The organism is Pelomonas sp. KK5, assembly GCF_001984095.1.
Classification (GTDB): Bacteria; Pseudomonadota; Gammaproteobacteria; order Burkholderiales; family Burkholderiaceae_C; genus KK5.
Genome location: NZ_LYVQ01000136.1, coordinates 1 through 17,782, shown reverse-complemented (window position 1 = coordinate 17,782; position 17,782 = coordinate 1). Strand labels below are relative to the sequence as shown.

Here is a 17,782-nt window from a genome sequence, read left to right as displayed (position 1 = left end):
AGCAGGACTGGGGCATCGCCAGCGAGGTCTGGAGCGCCACCAGCTACAGCGAACTGGCCCGCGACGCCGCCGAGGTGGAGCGCTGGAACCGGCTGCATCCGCTGGACCCGCAGCCGCGGCAGAGCCATGTGCAGCAATGCCTGGCCGGCGACGCGCCGGTGATCGCGGCGAGCGACTATGTGCGGGCCTGGCCGCAGCTGGTGGCCAGCTACGTGGACGCGCCCTTCACCGCCATGGGCACCGACGGCTTCGGCCGCAGCGACACGCGGGCGGCGCTGCGCCGCTTCTTCGAGGTGGACCGGCATCAGATCGTGCTGGCGGCGCTGACGGCCTTGCGCGCGCAGGGCGTGGTCGATGCGTCCACCTGCGCCCGGGCGATCGAGCGCCATGGCATCGATGCGGGGCGCGGACCGTCGTGGACGGTCTGATCAGAAGCAGGCCCCGGGCCAGTCGATGACGGCCTGGCGGATGGCGTCTAGATTGCGGGTGCGGTCCGCATAGGCGGCGAGCGCGGGGCGCGTGCCGTCGATCCAGAAGCTGTCCGCCCCGAGGTTCGCCATGCGCGCCAGTTCGACGCCCCAGAAGACATCGGCCATCGTGACCTCCTCATCCAGCAGCCAGCGGGTGCGTGCGGCCTGCAGCTTGCGCTCCAGCGCCTCGCAGGCCGCCTCGGCCCGGGCATAGGCATCGCGCATCCGCTGCGCATCGAAGAGCTGTTGCGCGGCATCCAGCTCCTTGGCCCGCTTGGCCGTGTAGGCCCGCACCAGCGCCTCGTCATCGGCATGGGCGGCCAGCAGGCGCTCGCAGCGCTCGACCTTGCTCATCGCGAAGGCGACGCCGGTGCGGCCACGCAGCGGGCCGGGGCGCCTGTCCTCGGACGGCGGCAGTCCGTTGAGCATCTGGTAGTTCGGCAGGTTGTCGATGGTGTCGAGCTCGGCGTCGATGCGGGCCGCCAGGTGGTCGGGGCGCAGGCCGAGCGAGGTGCAGCCGGCAGTGGCCGCGTCGATGTGCAGGCAGATGCGCTTGGAGTCGACGACGACCTCGCCGGTCTGCCAGTCGACCAGCGTCGGCACGACGGCGGCGTCGCAGCCGCCGCCGGCCGCGACCGAGGTGCTGCCCGAGTGCCGGTTCACCAGGCCCGCCCCGATCGCGTCGCAGCCGACGAGGCGCAGCCGCACATAGGCCGGCAGGTAGCTGTCGCCGGCGAAGATGTCGAGCATGTGTGAGCGATAGGGTTGGCTGCATTGGGCCAGCACGGCGCGTACCTTCTGCGAGCAGATGGAGTTGGCGGCGCTGAACAGCTCGAAGCGCAGCGGTGCCGGGTCGCCCGGGCCGATGCGCGTGCCCTCGTTGTTCAGCGCAGCGCGGGCGTCGTTCACCAGATCCTTCAGGCTGTGCATCGTCATCTTCCCAGCGGCAGCGCCGTCTTGTATCGCACCTGCTTCAAGGCAAAGCTCGAACGGATCTTCTCCACCTGCGCCATCGGCGAGATGCGCTCGATGATGAAGCGCTCCAGCGCCGCCATGTCGGCCACGGCGATGCGCAGCAGGTAGTCGGCCTCGCCGGACATCAGGTAGCACTCCAGCACCTCGTCGTGCGCGCAGATCTCGCGCTCGAAGGCGGCGAGCGCATCGCGGGTCTGCTGCTTGAGGCTCACCGAGATGAACACATTCATCAAGAGGCCCAGCTGCGCCGGGTCCAGCAGCGCCACGTACTGGCGGATCAGGCCGCGGGCCTCCAGCGCCTTGACCCTCGCCAGGCAGGGCGAGGCGGACAGGTGGACCCGGCGCGCCAGGTCCACGTTGCTGAGGCTGGCGTCGAGCTGCAGCTCGGTCAGGATGCGGATGTCGACCGCATCGAGATGATGATGGTCAGATCCCGACGTATTCATGCAGCAACTGCGGCTGCTCGCGCAGCGCCTGCGAGGTCCCGCTCCAGACGACGCGGCCTTTTTCAACGATGCAGTGCCGGTCGGCCAGGCGCAGCAGCGGTGCGATGTTCTTGTCGATGACGATCAGCGACAGGCCTTCCGCCTTCAGCCGCTCCAGGCAGGCCCAGATCTCGCCGCGGATCAGCGGGGCCAGGCCCTCGGTGGCTTCGTCGAGGATCAGCAGGCGCGGGTTGGTCATCAGCGCGCGGCCGATCGCCAGCATCTGCTGCTCGCCGCCGGAGAGGTTGGCGCCGAGATGGCGCTCGCGCTCCTTCAGGCGCGGGAAGGTGTCGTAGACGCGCTCCAGCGTCCAGGGCGTGGCCGTGCCCAGCCGGTTGCCGGCGGTGGCGACCAGGTTCTCCCGCACGCTGAGGTTGCCGAAGATGCGCCGCCCCTCGGGCACCAGCCCGATGCCGGCGCGCGCCACCTTGTGCTCCGGCGCGCCGGTGATGTCCGCGCCGGCGAAGCGCACGCGCCCCTTGCGCGGCGCCAGCATGCCCATGATGGTCTTCACCGTCGTGGACTTGCCCATGCCGTTGCGGCCCAGCAGGGTCAGCACCTCGCGCGCTTGGACATCCAGGCTCAGGCCGAACAGGGCCTGGCTGGCGCCGTAGTGAGCCTCGATGCCGTCGAGTTCGAGCAAAGCGCTCATAGCACCTCCATCGGGTCGCCGAGGTACGCCTGCCGGACCTCGGGATCGTTCTTGATCTGCTCCGCCGTGCCGCAGGCGATCGGCCGGCCGTAGACCATCACGGTGATGCGGTCGGCCAGCGCGAAGACGGCGTCCATGTCGTGCTCGACGAGCACGATCGCGTAGCGGCCCTTGAGCCTTCGCAGCAGCTGCACCATGGCCTCGGATTCCTGGTGGCTCATGCCGGCCATCGGCTCGTCCAGCAGCATGACCTTGGGCTTGAGCGCCAGCGTCATCGCCAGCTCCAGCTGCCGGCGCGCGCCGTGCGCCATCGCCGAGACCGGCACGCCGCCCTGCCCGTCCAGGCCGACCATCTGCAGCAGGGCCCGGGCCGGCTCGACCAGCGACGCATCGCGCCCCACCGGCTGCCAGAACGAGAAGCTGCGCCCGCTGGCGCCCTGCACCGCCAGCATCACGTTCTGCAACGCGGTGAACTCCTGGAACACCGAGGTGATCTGGTAGCTGCGGGCGATGCCCAGCCGCGAGCGGCGCTGCACTGGCTCGTGGCCGACCTCGATGCCTTCCAGCCGGATGCTGCCCGCGTCGTGCCTCAGCTCGCCGGAGAGCTGGTTGATCAGTGTCGTCTTGCCCGCGCCATTGGGGCCGATCAGCGCATGCAGTTCGCCGGGGCGGACTTCGAGGTCCAGCCCGTCGGTCGCCGTCAGGCCGCCGAAGCGCTTGACCAGGCCCTGCACGCGCAGCGCCGCTTGCTGTGACCCGCTCATTGCACCTTCTCCTCGCGCGCCACCAGCACGCCGTAGACGCCGTCCTTCAGCTTCAGGGCCACCAGAAGAGCAGCCAGGCCCAGCAAGGCCAGCCAGTGCGTATGCAGCAACTCGTCCGCCGCGGGCCAGCCCAGGCTCAGCGAGGACGCCGCCTCCTCCATCGACAGCCACAGCAGCGCGCCGACCACCGGCCCGACCAGCGTGCCCATGCCGCCCAGCACCACCATCACCAGCAGGTCACCCGACACCGCCCAGTGCATGTAGGAGGGCGAGGCGAAGCGCGTCAGGTTGGCCAGCAGCACGCCGGCCAGCACGCAGGCCAGCGCGGAGATCACATAGGCCGTGAGCTTGACCTGCAGCGTCGGGAAGCCCAGAGCGCGCATGCGCCGCTCGTTGGACTTGCAGCCGCGCAGCACCATGCCGAAGCGCGAATGGACCAGGCGATGGAACAGGAACAGCAGGCCCACCAGCAGCGCGAAGATGAGGTAGTACAGCGTGACCGGGTCGTTCAGCTCGACGAAGCCGCCGAAGTCGCTGCGCGCATCGATGCTCAGGCCATCGTCCCCGCCGTACTGCTTCAGGCTGACGACGAGGAAATAGAACATCTGCGAGAAGGCCAGCGTGATCATGATGAAGGCCACGCCGCTGGCGCGCAGGCAGACCAGGCCGATCAGCGCCGCGGCGAGGCCGCCGATGCCCAGCGCCGCTAAGAGCTGCAGCCAGCCGTTGTGCACGCCCGCGCTGCTGAGCATGCCCACCGCGTAGGCGCCGATGCCGATGTACAGCGCATGGCCGAAGCTGACCATGGCGCCGTAGCCCAGCACCAGGTTCAGCCCGGTGGCGGCCAGCGCGAAGATCATCATCCGCGAGACCAGGGTCAGGTAGAAGCTCTGGCCTGCCAGCGGAAGCAGGGCCAGCGCGGCGAACACCGCGGCGGCGATCCACAGGCGCAGCCCCATGCGCGGGCGGGGTGCCGCGGCCGGGGCCGCGACGGGAATGAGGGGGTGGATTTCAACCATGCTTCACCGGGAACAGCCCGGCCGGTTTGAGTGCGAGGACCAGCGCCATCAGCAGATAGATCAGCATCGAGGCGATGGCGGGGCCGGCGGCCTGGGCCAGCGAGCGTTCGACCAGTTCGCGCAGCAGGCCCGGCAGGAAGGCGCGGCCGATGGTGTCGACGATGCCGACGATCAGCGCGCCGTAGAACGCGCCGCGGATCGAGCCGATGCCGCCGGTGACCAGCACCACCAGCGCCAGGATCAGGATCGGCTCGCCCATGCCCGGCTGCACCGACAGGATCGGCCCGGCCATCAGCCCGGCCAGCCCCGCCAGCGCGGCCCCGGCGCCGAACACCAGCGCATTGAGCTGGCGGATGTTGACACCCAGCGCGGCCACCATGCCGGCGTCCGCCGCGCCGGCACGGATCAGCATGCCGACGCGCGTCCTGTGGACCAAGAGGTACAAGCCCGCGCCGACCGCCAGCCCCACCGCGATGATCGCGAAGCGGTAGGCCGGATAGGCCAGGCCGAACAGGTCCACCGTGCCGGACAGCGCGTCGGGCACCGTCATGAACACCGGCGCCTGGCCCCAGCCGTAGCGGGCTGCCTCGTTGCAGATCAGGATCACGCCAAAGGTGGCCAGCACCTGGTAGAGATGGTCCCGCTCATAGAGCCGCGAGATCACCAGCCGTTCCAGCAGCAGGCCCAGCAGCAGACTGCCCACCACGGCCGCCGCCGCGGCCAGCAGGAAGGACCCGCTGGCGCCATAGACGCTGGCCGCGATATAGGCGCCCATCATGAACAGCGCGCCGTGCGCGAGGTTGATCACTCTCATGATGCCGAGCACCAGCGTCAGGCCGGCCGAGAGGAGAAAGAGCAGCACGCCCAACTGGAAGCCGTTGAGCAGCTGCGTGAGCAGCAGCGTGGTGTTCATTTACTTCATCGCGCACAGTTGGTGGTACGGATCCTGGCTGTGCTTCAGCGGCGTGGCAATGGTCTTGAGGCTCACCCGCCCCTTCGCATCCTTGGCCACCTGGAAGGCATGCCAGTCCTGGATCGGGAAGTTGTTGTTGCCGAACTCCAGCACGCCGCGCACCGAGTTCGGGTTGCCCGCCTTCAGCGCCGCCATGAAGGCCGGCTTGTCCGTGACCCTGCCCTTGACCTTGCCGATCGCCACGTCCAGCAGCAGTGCGGCGTCGTAGCCCTCGGCGGCGAACATCGAGGGGATGCGGCCGTACTTCTTCTCGAACGCCTCGACGAAGGCGCGGCTGGTCGGGTTGTCGGTGTCGGGCGCCCAGAAGTGCGTGCCGACCATGCCCAGCGCGGAGTCCTTCAGCGCCGGCAGCGTGGTCGCGTCAAGCATCGCCGAGGTCTGCAGCGGGATCGTCTTGGCCAGGCCCGCCTGCTGGTACTGGCGGATGAAGTTGACCGCCGTCGCCCCGGGGAAGAAGGCGTAGACCGCATCGGGTTTCGCCGCGGCGATCTGCGCCAGCTCGGCCGAGAAGTCCGGCTGGGACAGGCCGGGCGCCATCTCGTCCAGCACCTCGCCCTTGTAGCCGCGCTTGAAGCCCAGCAGCACGTCCTTGCCGGCCTGGTAGTTCGGGGCGATCAGCACCATGCGCCTGTAGCCCTTGTCGGTGGCGAACTTGCCGGCCGCTTCGGCGTGGCCGTCGTTCTGCCAGGAGACGATGAACTGGTAGGGCGAGCACTGCGCGCCGGCGATGGCCGAGGGGCCGGCGTTGGAGCCGATCAGGAAGACCTGCTTCTCGGTGATCGGCCGGTGCACGGCCATCATCACGTTGGAGCCGATGACGCCGGCGATGATGGGCACCAGCTCCTTTTCAATGAACTTCTGCGCGATCTGCAGGCCCACGTCGGGCTTGAACTGGTCGTCCTCCTTCAGCACCTGCACCGGCACGCTGCCGAGCTTGCCGCCGCGCTGCTCGACGGCCAGCATGAAGCCGTCGTAGTTGTCCTGGCCCAGCGGGCCGATCGGGCCCGAGAAGGTGCCGAGGAAGCCGATCTTGATCGGGGCCTGGGCGGAGGCCGTCGTTGCGGCGGCCGCCGCCAGCAGCGCGAGGGCCGCCAGTCTGTTCAGGGTTCGCATGGGTCTTGTCTCCTTTGTGTCTTATGGGATGCCGAGGGTCAGGTCTTGCTGCCGTGGCCTGCGATGCGCCGCATCAGCGCCTCGCCGCCCGGCGGCCAGGCATCGCCGCGCCAGGCCACGTGCTGGTCCGGGCGGATCAGCGTGTAGCGGGTGTCGTAGAGGCCCGGCAGCGCAGGCTCCCGCGGCTGGATCACGTCCAGCGGCACGCCGGCCTCGCGGGCCGCGCGGCGGATCGCGTCGAGCTCGCCCTCGGCGCCGCCGCCCAGGTCCAGCAGCGTGTAGCCCAGGCCGAAGTGGTCGTACAGCGAGCTGCCGTCGTGCAGCCAGGCATGCGGGGCCAGGTGGCCGGGGCGGGACGAAGGCAAGTAGTTGATGAAGTCCGGCGGCGGCGCCGCGCTGCCGTCGGCCACGATCACCGGCGAGTCCTCGTAGCGGTAGCCGATCATCACGCCCAGCGTGTTGAACTCGCGCAGCTTGGCGCTGGCCACCCGCGCGCCGACCTGCGCGCGCAGCGCAGCCCCGGCGGCATCCTCGTCCTCCAGGCCCTCCTGCCAGAGCTGGCGGCCCAGCGTCGCATGGTTGGCGACCGCCTCGTCGATGACGAAGCGGTGCACCTGGGCGCGCTCGGCCTCGTAGCTGTCCAGCAGCGCGGCGCCGCCCCAGCCGTCCAGCAGCGCGGCCAGCTTCCAGCCCAGGTCCACGCCGTCGGCCACGCCCATGTTCATGCCGTAGCCGCCGAAGGGCGGATGCAGGTGGCAGGCGTCGCCGGCGAGGAAGACGCGGCGGTCGCGGTAGCGGTCGGCCAGCAGGCTGCTGGCCACCCATTCGTCGGAGCTGAGTACCTCGTAAGGGAGATCGATGCCGGTGGCCTGGCGGATCAGCGCGGGCGCATCGGCGGGCTCGAACTTGACGTCCTTGGGCACGGCCGTGGGCATGAAGAACCACTTGTCCCCGCGGTCCATCGGGCCGATCAGGCTGGGCACCTCGCCGTTGACCTGCCAGTACATGATGGCCGGCCCGTGCTTGTGCGCGGCAGCCAGGCCCGGCGCCTTGAACACCACGTTGTAGTTGCGCGAGAGACCGTAGGTGCCGCTCATGCGCGCGCCGATCGCCTCGCGCACCGAGCTGCGCGCGCCGTCCGCGCCGACGAGATAGCGGCTCGCCACATGGAACTCGCCGCCCGAAGCCAGGTCGCGAACGCGCGCCCTCACCTGCTGCCCGTCCTGCTCGTAGCCCAGCATCTCGCAGTTGAAGCGGATCTCGACGCCGGGCAGCGTCTGCGCATGCGCCTTCATCACCTCCTCGACCGTGTACTGAGGGATCCACTGCGAGTGCTCGGAATACAGCGGGTTCTTGCCCGGCGCGCAGTACAGCGCGTTCTCGAAGCGGGCCAGCTCGTAGCCGGCGAGGCGGGTCACGAACAGCACGTTGGACGGGTAGTCGATGCCCAGCGGCGACTGCGCCTTCAGCTGGTCCGCGATGCCCCAGCGGCGCATGTGCTCGCGGGTGCGCACGTTCGTGGTCTTGGCGCGCGGCGCGAAGCCCACGCGCGGGTTGCGCTCCACCACCAGGCAGCGGATGCCGCGGTGGCCCAGCTCGATCGCCGTGGCCAGCCCGGTGGGGCCGGCGCCGACGATCAGCACCTGGGTGTCCAGCACATCAGAGGAAGAAGCAGCGTTCACCACGGTCGTCGCCCAATCGATCAGTTCAGGAATGGGCGGATCCTAGGCAGCGGCCGGTGATCGCAGAAGATGCCAGAAAGGCCCTAGCGATCACCTGCCGGCATCGCTGCGCAGGGAGGCCGCGATCATCCCCGCGTACTCGGCCGCCGAGGGCTGCCAGGGCGCGAAGCGGTTGAAGTGGCTGCGATGCGCGGCCTCGGCCAGCGCCTCGACCGAGGGCGCGGCATAGCCCAGCTCGGCCAGCGTGGCCGGCAGGCCCAGCTCGCGCATCAGCGCGGCGATGGCGCTGCCCGGCGAAGCGCCGGGCGCGAGGCCGAAGGCCGCCGCCAGCGCGGCCATCTTCCCGGGCGCATGGGCCGCCGTGCCGTCCAGCGTGGCCACCAGGCCGATGCCGCTGAGGATGCCGTGATGGAAGCCCTGGTCGCTGCAGCTCAGGGCGATCGCATGGGCCGGGCCCAGGCCCATCCCGATGGAGATACCGCCGGCACAGGCGGCGAACAGCATGGCGGCACGGGCCTCGCCATCGCTGCCATCGGCCACGGCGCGCCGCAGGTGCCGCGCGACGCGGGCCACGCCATCCAGCGCGATCAACTCGCCGAAGGGCTGGTCCTTGGTCGACAGATAGCCCTCGATGCAGTGCGAGAGCGCGTCGATGCCGGTGGCCGCGGTGAGCTGCAGCGGCAGGCCCAGCGTGAAGTCCGGGTCGAGGATGGCGACCGCCGGCACCAGGTGCGGGGAGTTGATGCCGACGGAGGGCGTCGTCGCGTCCGGATGCAGGCCGGCCGAGGGCGAGGCCTCGCTGCCGGTGCCGGCCGTCGTCGGGATCACGACCAGCGGCGCCGTCGCGCGGTGTGCGGCATTCGGCACGCCGGCGTAGTCGCCCACGCTGCCGGGGTTGGTGCCCAGCAGCGCAACCAGCTTGGCCACGTCGATCACCGAGCCGCCGCCCAGCGCGATCACGCCGTCGCAGCGCTGCTGCGCGTAGAGCGCGGCGCCGGCGTCGACATCGGCGAACAGCGGGTTCTCGGTCACGCCGTCGAAGATCATCAGCGCCGCCGCATCGCCCAGCGCAGGCGCCAGCTTCGCGACCAGGCCGGCGGCGACGATGCCCTTGTCCGTCACCAGCAGCGGCCGGCTCACGCCCAGCAAGGCCAGCTCCCCGCGCAGCGCCGAGACCGCGCCGGCCGCGAACAGCGTGCGCGGCACCGTCAGCGTGGCGATCATCATGACTGGCCGCCCAGGTGCTTCAGGCGCATCAGCCGCAGCGCGTTGCCGAGATAGAGCTTCTCGTTGTCTTCCTCGCTGAGTCCCAACTCTTCGATCGAGCGGATGCCTTCGCGGATGAACATCGGGCCGCCCTCGGGGTCGAAGGGGCAGTCGGACGCGAACACCACATGGTCGACGCCGAAGAACTCGATGCCGCAGCGCAGCGCCGCGCGCGAGCCCCCGAGCACCGTGTCCCCGTAGAACATCTTGAAGTACTCGATCGGCGGCTTGGACAGGCGCTTGAGCACGTCGGCCTCGCTGCCGTCGGCGCTGCGGCTGCCGAGCTGCGCCCACAGCGACTCGGCGCGGCCGGCGAAGTACGGGATCATGCCGCCGCAGTGGTGGGTGATGAGGCGCAGCTCGGGCAGCTTCTCCAGCAGGCCGGAGAACACCATGCGCGCCATCGCGACCGAGCTCTCGAAGGGCCAGCCGAGCACCTGCCAGATCTCGTAGCGCGAGCGTTCCTCGCCGGGATAGTCGGCGCGCGTGCCGGGGCGGAACGGGTGCATCCAGACGGGCAGCCGGTGCTTGTTGGCCATCGCCTCGAAGACGGGGAAGAACTCCGGCTCGTCCAGCGGGCGGCCGTTGACGCTGGTGATCAGCTGCACGCCGCGCGCGCCCAGCTCGTTGATCGCGCGGTCCATCTCCTTCAGCGCCTCGGGCACGTTGTTCATCGGCAGCGAGGCGACGAAGGCCGGGAACTGCTCGGGCCAGCGCCGGCAGATCTCGGCCATGCCGTCGTTGGCGACGCGGGCGAAGGCGGGCGACTGCTGCGCGTCGCCCAGCATCTCGGGCGCCGGCGCGCTGAGCGTGAGCACCTGCACGACGTCGGGGAACTGCTCGGCCAGCATCTTCGCGCGGGCCTCGAGGTCCCACAGCAGCGGCAGGCCGGCCATGCGCTTGACGAGGCCGGCGTCCTTCGAGTGCTGCTTCACCAGCTCGAAGTAGGCCGGCGGGAGGACGTGGTTGTAGATGTCGATCTTCTTCTGCATGGCGATGTCTCCTTCGTTCCTTACAGCGGGTACTGGCGCTTGTTCTGGCTGACGGTGACCAGGTTCAGGTCGGTGAACATGTCGATGGCCCAGCGGCCGAAGCGGGCCCAGCCGCTGTCCTTGACGCCACCGAAGGGGATCTGCGGCTCGCCGCCCATCGTCGGGCCGTTGACGTTGACCATGCCGGACTGCAGCTGCCCGCCCAGCGTGACGGCCTTCCACACGTCCGCGCTCATCACCGAGGCCGAGAGGCCGTAGGCAGTGGCGTTGGCCTTGTCGACGGCCTCCTGCTCGCTGTCGAAGGGCTCGACGATGACGACCGGGCCGAACACCTCCTCGCAGGAGATCGGCGCCTCGGGCGGCACATCCACCAGCACCGTCGGCTCCACGCAGCGGCCTTGGCTGCGCCCGCCGGCGAGCACGCGCGCGCCCTTGCCCACCGCCTGCTCGATGCCGGCCATCACGGCGGCCACCGCACGCTCGTTGATCAGCGGGCCGATCCTGTTCCTCGGGTCGCTCGGGTCGCCGGGCCTGATCGCGGCGGCACGCGCCACGAAGCGTTCCAGGAAGGCCTCGTACAGCGGCCGGGCCACCAGGACCTTGCGCGTGTTCATGCAGATCTGGCCCTGGTGGAAGAAGGCGGCGAAGACGGCGGTATCCACCGCGTAGTCCAGTTCCGCGTCGGCCAGCACGATCATCGGGTTGTAGCCGCCCAGTTCCAGCGCGATGCGCTTGAGCTTCTGGCCGGCGCGGGCCGCCAGCGCGGCGCCGGTGGACGAGGAGCCGGTGAAGTTGTAGGCGCGCACCTCGCGGCTTTCGAACAGCCGGTCCGCCACCGGGCCGACCTGGCCCGGCGCGTGGGTGACGACATTGAGCACGCCGGGCGGGAAGCCGGCCTCGCTGATGATCTCGCCCATCAGCAGGCCGGCGCAGACCGGCGCCTCCTCCGAGGGCTTGAGCACCACCGTGTTGCCGCAGGCCAGCGGCGCGACGATGGTGCGGAAGCCCAGCGCCAGCGAACCGTTCCAGGGCGAGATGCCGGCGATGACGCCCAGCGGCTTGCGCAGGGCCATCGCGAAGACGCCGGGCGTGTCGGACGAGACGATCTCGCCGCCGGGCAGATACGGATAGCCGGCCGCCTGGCGCAGCAGGCCCGTCGCCCACTGCACCTGGAAGCGCGAGAACGGCGCGGCCGAGCCGGTCTCCTGCGCCATCAGCAGCACGATCTCGTCGGCGCGGCGCTCGAGGATGTCGGCGGCTTTCAGGAACAGCGCCTGCCGCGCCCGCGCACCGAGCGCGGCCCAGGCCGGGAAGGCGCGGTGGGCGGCGTCGATGGCGCGCTGCGTCTCGGCCGCGCCCGAGGCGGGGATGCGCGCGAACACCTCGCCGCTGAAGGGGCTGAAGTCGTCGAAGGTGCGGCCGTCGTCGGCGCCCACCCATTCGCCGGCGATCAGTTGCCGGAAGGTGCGCGGGGTGCTTGTCGGAGGGTTCGTCATGATGAGGAAGAAGGCTGCAGTACGGGAGCTTCGATTGGGCCGATCCCGGCCCGCCTCAGACAGATGGCGCTTGACGCCGACAGATAGAAAAACGGCATCGCTGCCGGCGAATCAGCCGCCTGCGGCCATGCCCGCCAGCAGGGTGTCCAGCACGCGCTTGAGCTGCGGCTCGCGCTTCTCCTCCAGGTGTTCGGTGACCAGCTTCGGGTGGTGGAAGGCCGCCATCGCCTCGACCAGCAGGTCCGCCTGCTTCTGCGGCGAGCCGGGCCCGAGCCGGCCGCGGGCCTCCTTGAGCAGGCCGACGAGCTGCCGGTTGGCCTCGGCGAGATGGGCGATGACGAAAGGCTTCCTGCGCTCGGACGCGGCGTTGAACGCGCGGTAGAGCTCCGGGTCCTGCAGCACGCGCTCGCGCTTGAGGCGGTAGCGCTTCAGGAACCAGGCCCGGATCTTCACGACCGGGTCCTTGCCGGATTCGCAGATGGCGCCGAGCGCGGCGTCGGTCGCGTCCAGCCACTGGTGCGTCACCGCATCGAGCAGCGCGGCCTTGTCCGCGAAGTGCGGGTACAGCGCCGCGTGGCTGACGCCCAGGTCCTTGGCCACGTCGCTCAGCCGCACCTTGTCGAAGCCGTGCTGGCGCATCCGCGCCACGGTGGCCTCGATCGCCTTGCGCCGGACCTCGCCGGCGCTCATTCCTGTTCTTGGCATGCCGCCATTTAATGACAACTGACAAACTTTGTAAATTGAAAGTTCCGATCATGGTTCGGCATCGGACGCGCGGATCTGCCATCTCCTTGCGCACCTGATCGCTTCCTACGATGGTTTTCGGGAGATCGACAACCACCAAGGAGACAGACAGCATGAACTTACAAACACGGAAATTTGAAATCACGGTGCTGGCGAGCATCGCAGCGGCGCTGGTCACAGGCTGCGGCGGCAGCGACTCACCCTCGTCGGCGACAGCCAAGCCCGCCGCCGCGCCCTATGCCGCCGCCGTCGGCTGCGACTCGCTGAAGTCGCTGAAGCTCACCGGCGCCACCATCGTCTCGGCCGACACCATCCCCGCCGGCAGCTTCACGCCGCCGGGCTCCACCACCGCCTTCGACAACCTGCCCGAGTTCTGCCGCGTCGTCGCCACCGCCACGCCGGCCACCGGCTCCAGCATCGGCATCGAGCTGTGGCTGCCGTCCAAGAGCTGGAACGGCCGCTACCAGCAGGTCGGCACGCACGGCACCGGCGGCGTCCTGTACTGGAGCGAGATGGCGCCGCAGCTGCGCCGCGGCTTCGCCACCGGCGCCACCGACACCGGCCACACGCTGCCGGCGCCCGTGTCCGGCCAGCCGCTGCTGGCCAACCGCGGCTCCGTCTGGGCGATCGGCTTCCCGGAGCGGGTCAAGGACTACGGCTACCGCGCCGTCCACGAGCTGGTGGACAAGGCCAAGCAGACGATCCTCGCCTACTACGGCCGCAAGCAGGACTATGCCTATTTCAACGGCTGCTCCAAGGGCGGCCAGGACGGCGTGAAGAACGCGCAGGTCTACCCGGCCGATTTCAACGGCATCATCGCCGGCGGCGCCGCCGCCCAGGCCACGCGCGCCGCCACCGCGCAGCTGGTGCAGGACATCCGGCTGCGCGACGCCGGCATCCAGGGCGCCGCCGGCACGGCCATCCTGCAGCTGGCGCAGAAGTCCGCCATCGAGGCCTGCGACGCGCTGGACGGCGTCAAGGACGGCTACATCGCCAACCCCTCGCGCTGCAAGTGGGACCCGGCCACGCTGGTCTGCAAGCCGGGCCAGGACCCGTCCACCTGCATCACCGCGCCGCAGGCCGCCGCGCTGGCCGCCAACTACGCGCCCATCGTCGACCCGGTGACCGGCCAGCAGGTCTTCCACGGCCTGAGCCGCGGCGGCGAGCATGACCAGATCCGCTTCGGCCATCAGAACAACCTGTCGTCCTACTCGCTGTCGCTGTACCAGATCGCGCTGGAGGATCCGAACTGGGACGGCTCGACCTTCGACCTGCACCGCGACTTCGCGGTCCTGCAGGCGAAGCTCGCAGACTCGATCGACGCGGTCGACCCGAACCTGAGTCCGTTCAAGACCGCCGGCGGCAAGCTGCTGCAACTGCAGACCTGGGACGACAGCGCCTTCATGCCGCTGTGGGCGCCCGAGTACTACGACCAGGTCACCGCGCGGCTCGGCGGCGCGGAGGCGACCGGCGAGTTCTACCGGCTCTTCATGATGCCGGCACAGGGCCACTGCGCGGGCAATGGCGTGGGGCCGTCGAACGTCGGCCAGGAGAACTTCCTGGCGGTGTCCAGCGACGCCGACCACGATGTCGTCACCGCGATGCAGGACTGGGTCGAGAAAGGCATCGCCCCGCGCCGGCTGGTCGCGACGCGCTTCAAGGGCGCGGACATCAGCTCCGGCATCGACCTGCAGCGGCCGCTGTGCCCCTATCCGCTGGAGGCCGTCTACAAGGGCAGCGGGGATACGACGCAGGCGGAGAACTTCACCTGCAGCGCGGCGCTGGGCACCGGGAACTAGCCCGGCCGGCCACGGGGCGCTGGTCGGGCACCGGGCACTTCCAGCGCTGGAAACTCATGTCCCGCCGGAGTTGCTGGAAGCGGGGCCCAGCAAGCGCACCAGCACCTGCCGCAGCCAGACGTTCGCCGGATCGGCATGGAAGCGCTCGTGCCAGTGCTGCTTGACGGCGAAGGCCGGCAGCGCCACCGGCGGGTCCAGCAGTTGCACGCGTTCCTGCTGCGCCAGCTGCTCGCCCAGGCGCCGCGGCACGATCACCAGCAGCTCCGTCTGCGCCACCAGCCGCGCCACGCCGAGGAAGCTCGGCACCCGCAGCAGGATGCGGCGCTCGTAGCCCTTCTGCGCCATCACCTTGTCGACGATGGCGTGGCCGGTGCCCGAAGTGGTCACGACGATATGGCCCTCGGCCAGGAACTGCGCCCGCGTCGGCTTGGCCCGGATGCGCGGATGCTCCCGCGCCGCCAGGCAGACGAAGTTCTGCCGGAACAGCACCTGCTGGTAGAAGCCCGCTTCGAGCTGCGGCATGAAGCCCACCGCCAGGTCGATCTCGCCCGCCTCCAGCCGCCGCGGGCTCTCGCTGCTGGTGCGCTCGGCCTCGATGACGATGCCCGGCGCCGCGCGGCGCAGGTGGTTCACCAGGGTCGGCAGCACGACGATCTCGCTGATGTCGGTCATGCCGATGCGAAAGCTCCGCTGCGCGGTGGCCGGGTCGAACAGCCGCGGCGCGCCGGCCAGCTCGCCCAGCTTCTGCACGGCCTGCGCCACGTCCGCATAGATCTGCGCCGCATAGGGCGTGGGCTCCATGCCGCGCGCGGTGCGCACGAACAGCCTGTCGCCGAAGTGTGCGCGCAGCTTGTTCAGCGCGATGCTGGCGTTGGCCTGCGCCAGGCCCAGGTGCTCGGCCGCGCGGGAGACGCTCTGCGTGCGGTAGACCTCGATGAACACGTTCAGCCAGTCCAGGTCGAGCTTGGCCATGGCCCCTCCTCTATTTGAAAACGATATGCGATGTATATCGCTTTGCGTCTTTACGCAATAGAGGGCGGATCTGAAACTTGTCTCCAACAAAGCAGGAGACGACAGGCCATGAGCAGCAAATCCCTACCGATCCTCGTCGCCGGCGGCGGCATCGGCGGCATCGCCGCCGCGCTGGCGCTGACCCGCCAGGGCTTCGAGGTCACCGTGCTGGAGCAGGCGGCCGAGCTCGGCGAGATCGGCGCCGGCATCCAGCTCGGTCCCAACGCCTTCGCCGCCTTCGACGCGCTGGGCATCGGCGAGCAGGCCCGCGCCCGCGCCGTCTACACCGACGAGATGGTGATGCACGACGCGCTGGACGAAAGCCTGGTCGGCCGCATCCCGACCGGCGACGCCTTCCGCCGGCGCTTCGGCAACCCCTACGCGGTGATCCATCGCGCCGACGTGCACCGCTCGCTGCTGGAAGGTGCGCAGGCCAGCGACCGCATCCGCGTGCGCACCGGCACCACCGTGCAGCGCATCGAGCAGGACGACGAGGGCGTCACCGTCCACGACGCGCAGGGCCGCGCGCACCGCGGGCTGCTGCTGGTCGGCGCGGACGGCGTCAAGTCGGCGGTGCGGCGCCAGTACATCGGCGACGAGGCGCGCGTGTCGGGCCACGTCGTCTACCGCGCCGTCGTCGACAGGCAGGACTTCCCCGCGGACCTGCGCTGGAACGCCGCCAGCATCTGGGTCGGCCCGAACTGCCATCTGGTGCACTACCCGCTGCGCGGCGGCGAGCAGTACAACGTGGTCGTCACCTTCCACAGCCGCGACAAGGAAGAATGGAGCGTGCGCGAGGGCAGCCGCGCTGAAGTACTGAGTTACTTCGACGGCATCTGCCCGAAGGCCCGCCAGCTGATCGAACTGCCCAAGGACTGGAAGCGCTGGGCTACCGCCGACCGCGAGCCCACCGACCGCTGGGTGCACGGGCGCACCGTGCTGCTGGGCGACGCCGCCCACCCGACCTTGCAGTACCTGGCCCAGGGCGCCTGCATGGCGATGGAAGACGCGGTGACGCTGGGCGAGGCGATGGCCCGCCATCCCGCCAACCACGCCGCCGCCTTCGCGCTGTACCAGCGCTCCCGCGTGGCCCGCACCGCGCGGGTGGTGCTCTCGGCCCGCGAGATGGGCCGGATCTTCCACGCCAAGGGTGTCGAGCGCCTGGTGCGCAACGAACTCTGGAAGGACCGCAGCCCCGAGCGCTTCTACGACGCGATGGAGTGGCTGTACGGCTGGACCGTCGACAACTGCATCCAGGAGGACTGAGCATGGAACTCGGACGACTCGAAGACCTGCCCGCCGACTACCGCGCGGCCCTCGCCACCCAGCACCTGGTGCCGCTGTGGCCCAGCCTGCGCGCGCTACTGCCGCCCGGCACGCCGCGCCCGCGCACCCAGGCCACGCACTGGTCGTATGAGGCGCTGCGCCCGCTGCTGCTGCGCGCCGGCGCGCTGACGCCGATCGAGAAGGCCGAGCGCCGCGTGCTGGTGCTGGCCAACCCGGGCTTCGGCGCCGAGAGCATGCAGGCCAGCGCCGCGATCTATCTCGGCATGCAGCTGCTGCTGCCCGGCGAATGGGCGCCCGCGCACCGCCACACGCCCAATGCGGTGCGGATGATCGTCGAGGGCGAAGGCGCCTACACCACGGTCGATGGCCAGAAGTGCGCGATGGGCCGCGGCGACCTGGTGCTGACGCCGACCGGCCTCTGGCACGAGCACGGCCATGACGGCGACGCGCCGGTCGTCTGGCTGGACGTGCTGGACCTGCCGCTGGTCCACTACCTCGAGGCCAGCTACCACGTCGACGGCGGCCGCCAGCCCGTGACCGCCGACGGCGGCGGCTACACGGCGCCCGGCATCGCGCCGGTGCGCGGCTTCTACGGTCGCAGCGACAAAGCCAGCCCGATGCTGCGCTACCGCTGGGCCGACACCCGCGCCGCGCTGGAGGCGCTGGCCGCGCGCCGTGCCGGGGGCGAGCCGCTGATGGTCCGCTACGTGAACCCCGAGACCGGCGCCGACGCGCAGGCCATCCTCGGCTATGGCGCGCTGATGCTGCGCCCGGGCGAGGTGCTGGACCTGCCGGCCCGTTCGCCCGCGGCCGTCTACCACCTGATCGAAGGCGCGGCCGAGCTGTCGGCCGGAGCGCAACGCCATGCGCTGGCCGAGGCCGATACCAGCGCCGTGCCCGGCTACACGCCGGTGCGCCTGGCCAACCCCTCGCCGGACCGTCCTGCCTTCCTCTTCATCGCCGACGAGACGCCGCTGCACCGCAAGCTCGGCGTCTACGAAGAACGTTCCTGAACGAAACCTGGAGACCCCTCATGACCACCTACCTCTGGACC

General features: G+C 70.2%; 16 protein-coding genes and 1 pseudogene. 4 read left to right on the top strand and 13 right to left on the bottom strand.

Annotation, left to right across the window (positions count from 1 at the left end; all coding sequences use genetic code 11):
- Window positions 1-428, top strand: a pseudogene (locus B0W88_RS20065) (pyruvate dehydrogenase (acetyl-transferring), homodimeric type); the annotation flags it as partial.
- Here B0W88_RS20065 and B0W88_RS20060 read toward each other — a convergent pair.
- From B0W88_RS20060 to B0W88_RS20005, 12 genes are all read right to left on the bottom strand, one after another.
- On the bottom strand, window positions 429-1,400 hold the full coding sequence (locus tag B0W88_RS20060; RefSeq protein ID WP_077036406.1) for a glutathione S-transferase family protein: 972 nt from the start codon (window positions 1,398-1,400) through the stop codon (window positions 429-431). It abuts the pseudogene before it with no gap.
- Window positions 1,401-1,402: 2 nt separating this feature from the next.
- Window positions 1,403-1,891 carry an Lrp/AsnC family transcriptional regulator gene (locus B0W88_RS20055; protein ID WP_077036404.1) on the bottom strand — a complete coding sequence of 163 codons (489 nt, stop codon included), beginning with the start codon at window positions 1,889-1,891 and terminating at the stop codon, window positions 1,403-1,405.
- On the bottom strand, window positions 1,872-2,582 hold the full coding sequence (locus B0W88_RS20050) for an ABC transporter ATP-binding protein (protein ID WP_077036403.1): 711 nt from the start codon (window positions 2,580-2,582) through the stop codon (window positions 1,872-1,874). Before B0W88_RS20050 ends, B0W88_RS20055 begins: the two co-directional genes overlap by 20 nt.
- Window positions 2,579-3,346, bottom strand: a complete 768-nt coding sequence (locus B0W88_RS20045; protein ID WP_077036402.1) for an ABC transporter ATP-binding protein — start codon at window positions 3,344-3,346, stop codon at window positions 2,579-2,581. Before B0W88_RS20045 ends, B0W88_RS20050 begins: the two co-directional genes overlap by 4 nt.
- Window positions 3,343-4,305, bottom strand: a complete 963-nt coding sequence (locus B0W88_RS20040) for a branched-chain amino acid ABC transporter permease (protein WP_077036401.1) — start codon at window positions 4,303-4,305, stop codon at window positions 3,343-3,345. Before B0W88_RS20040 ends, B0W88_RS20045 begins: the two co-directional genes overlap by 4 nt.
- Before the next feature lie 52 nt (window positions 4,306-4,357).
- Window positions 4,358-5,278, bottom strand: a complete 921-nt coding sequence (locus tag B0W88_RS20035; RefSeq protein WP_077036400.1) for a branched-chain amino acid ABC transporter permease — start codon at window positions 5,276-5,278, stop codon at window positions 4,358-4,360.
- Window positions 5,279-6,451 (bottom strand): ABC transporter substrate-binding protein, encoded by a 1,173-nt coding sequence (locus tag B0W88_RS20030; protein WP_077036399.1) that lies wholly within the window; start codon window positions 6,449-6,451, stop codon window positions 5,279-5,281.
- 38 nt (window positions 6,452-6,489) lie between these two features.
- On the bottom strand, window positions 6,490-8,133 hold the full coding sequence (locus B0W88_RS20025) for an FAD-dependent monooxygenase (RefSeq protein ID WP_233151784.1): 1,644 nt from the start codon (window positions 8,131-8,133) through the stop codon (window positions 6,490-6,492).
- 90 nt (window positions 8,134-8,223) lie between these two features.
- Complete coding sequence (locus B0W88_RS20020; protein ID WP_083748921.1) at window positions 8,224-9,360, bottom strand: iron-containing alcohol dehydrogenase; 1,137 nt, start codon at window positions 9,358-9,360, stop codon at window positions 8,224-8,226.
- Complete coding sequence (locus B0W88_RS20015) at window positions 9,357-10,391, bottom strand: amidohydrolase family protein (RefSeq protein ID WP_077036397.1); 1,035 nt, start codon at window positions 10,389-10,391, stop codon at window positions 9,357-9,359. Before B0W88_RS20015 ends, B0W88_RS20020 begins: the two co-directional genes overlap by 4 nt.
- 20 nt (window positions 10,392-10,411) lie before the next feature.
- The gene (locus tag B0W88_RS20010; RefSeq protein ID WP_077036396.1) at window positions 10,412-11,887 is read right to left on the bottom strand and encodes an aldehyde dehydrogenase family protein; all 1,476 of its coding nucleotides are present in this window, start codon (window positions 11,885-11,887) and stop codon (window positions 10,412-10,414) included.
- Window positions 11,888-11,998: 111 nt separating this feature from the next.
- On the bottom strand, window positions 11,999-12,577 hold the full coding sequence (locus B0W88_RS20005) for a TetR/AcrR family transcriptional regulator (RefSeq protein WP_158080893.1): 579 nt from the start codon (window positions 12,575-12,577) through the stop codon (window positions 11,999-12,001).
- A 167-nt stretch (window positions 12,578-12,744) separates the two neighbouring features.
- Here B0W88_RS20005 and B0W88_RS20000 point away from each other — a divergent pair, with 167 nt between their 5' ends.
- Window positions 12,745-14,430 (top strand): tannase/feruloyl esterase family alpha/beta hydrolase, encoded by a 1,686-nt coding sequence (locus B0W88_RS20000; protein WP_158080892.1) that lies wholly within the window; start codon window positions 12,745-12,747, stop codon window positions 14,428-14,430.
- Window positions 14,431-14,484: 54 nt separating this feature from the next.
- Here B0W88_RS20000 and B0W88_RS19995 read toward each other — a convergent pair whose 3' ends face one another.
- Entirely contained in the window at window positions 14,485-15,402 is a 918-nt protein-coding gene (locus tag B0W88_RS19995; protein ID WP_077036393.1) for a LysR family transcriptional regulator, read from the bottom strand.
- A 108-nt stretch (window positions 15,403-15,510) separates the two neighbouring features.
- Here B0W88_RS19995 and B0W88_RS19990 point away from each other — a divergent pair, with 108 nt between their 5' ends.
- Window positions 15,511-16,707 carry a 3-hydroxybenzoate 6-monooxygenase gene (locus B0W88_RS19990; protein WP_077036392.1) on the top strand — a complete coding sequence of 399 codons (1,197 nt, stop codon included), beginning with the start codon at window positions 15,511-15,513 and terminating at the stop codon, window positions 16,705-16,707.
- 2 nt (window positions 16,708-16,709) lie between these two features.
- Window positions 16,710-17,741: a cupin domain-containing protein gene (locus B0W88_RS19985; RefSeq protein WP_077036391.1), complete on the top strand. Its 1,032-nt coding sequence runs from the start codon at window positions 16,710-16,712 to the stop codon at window positions 17,739-17,741.
- The last annotated feature ends 41 nt before the right edge of the window (window positions 17,742-17,782 follow it).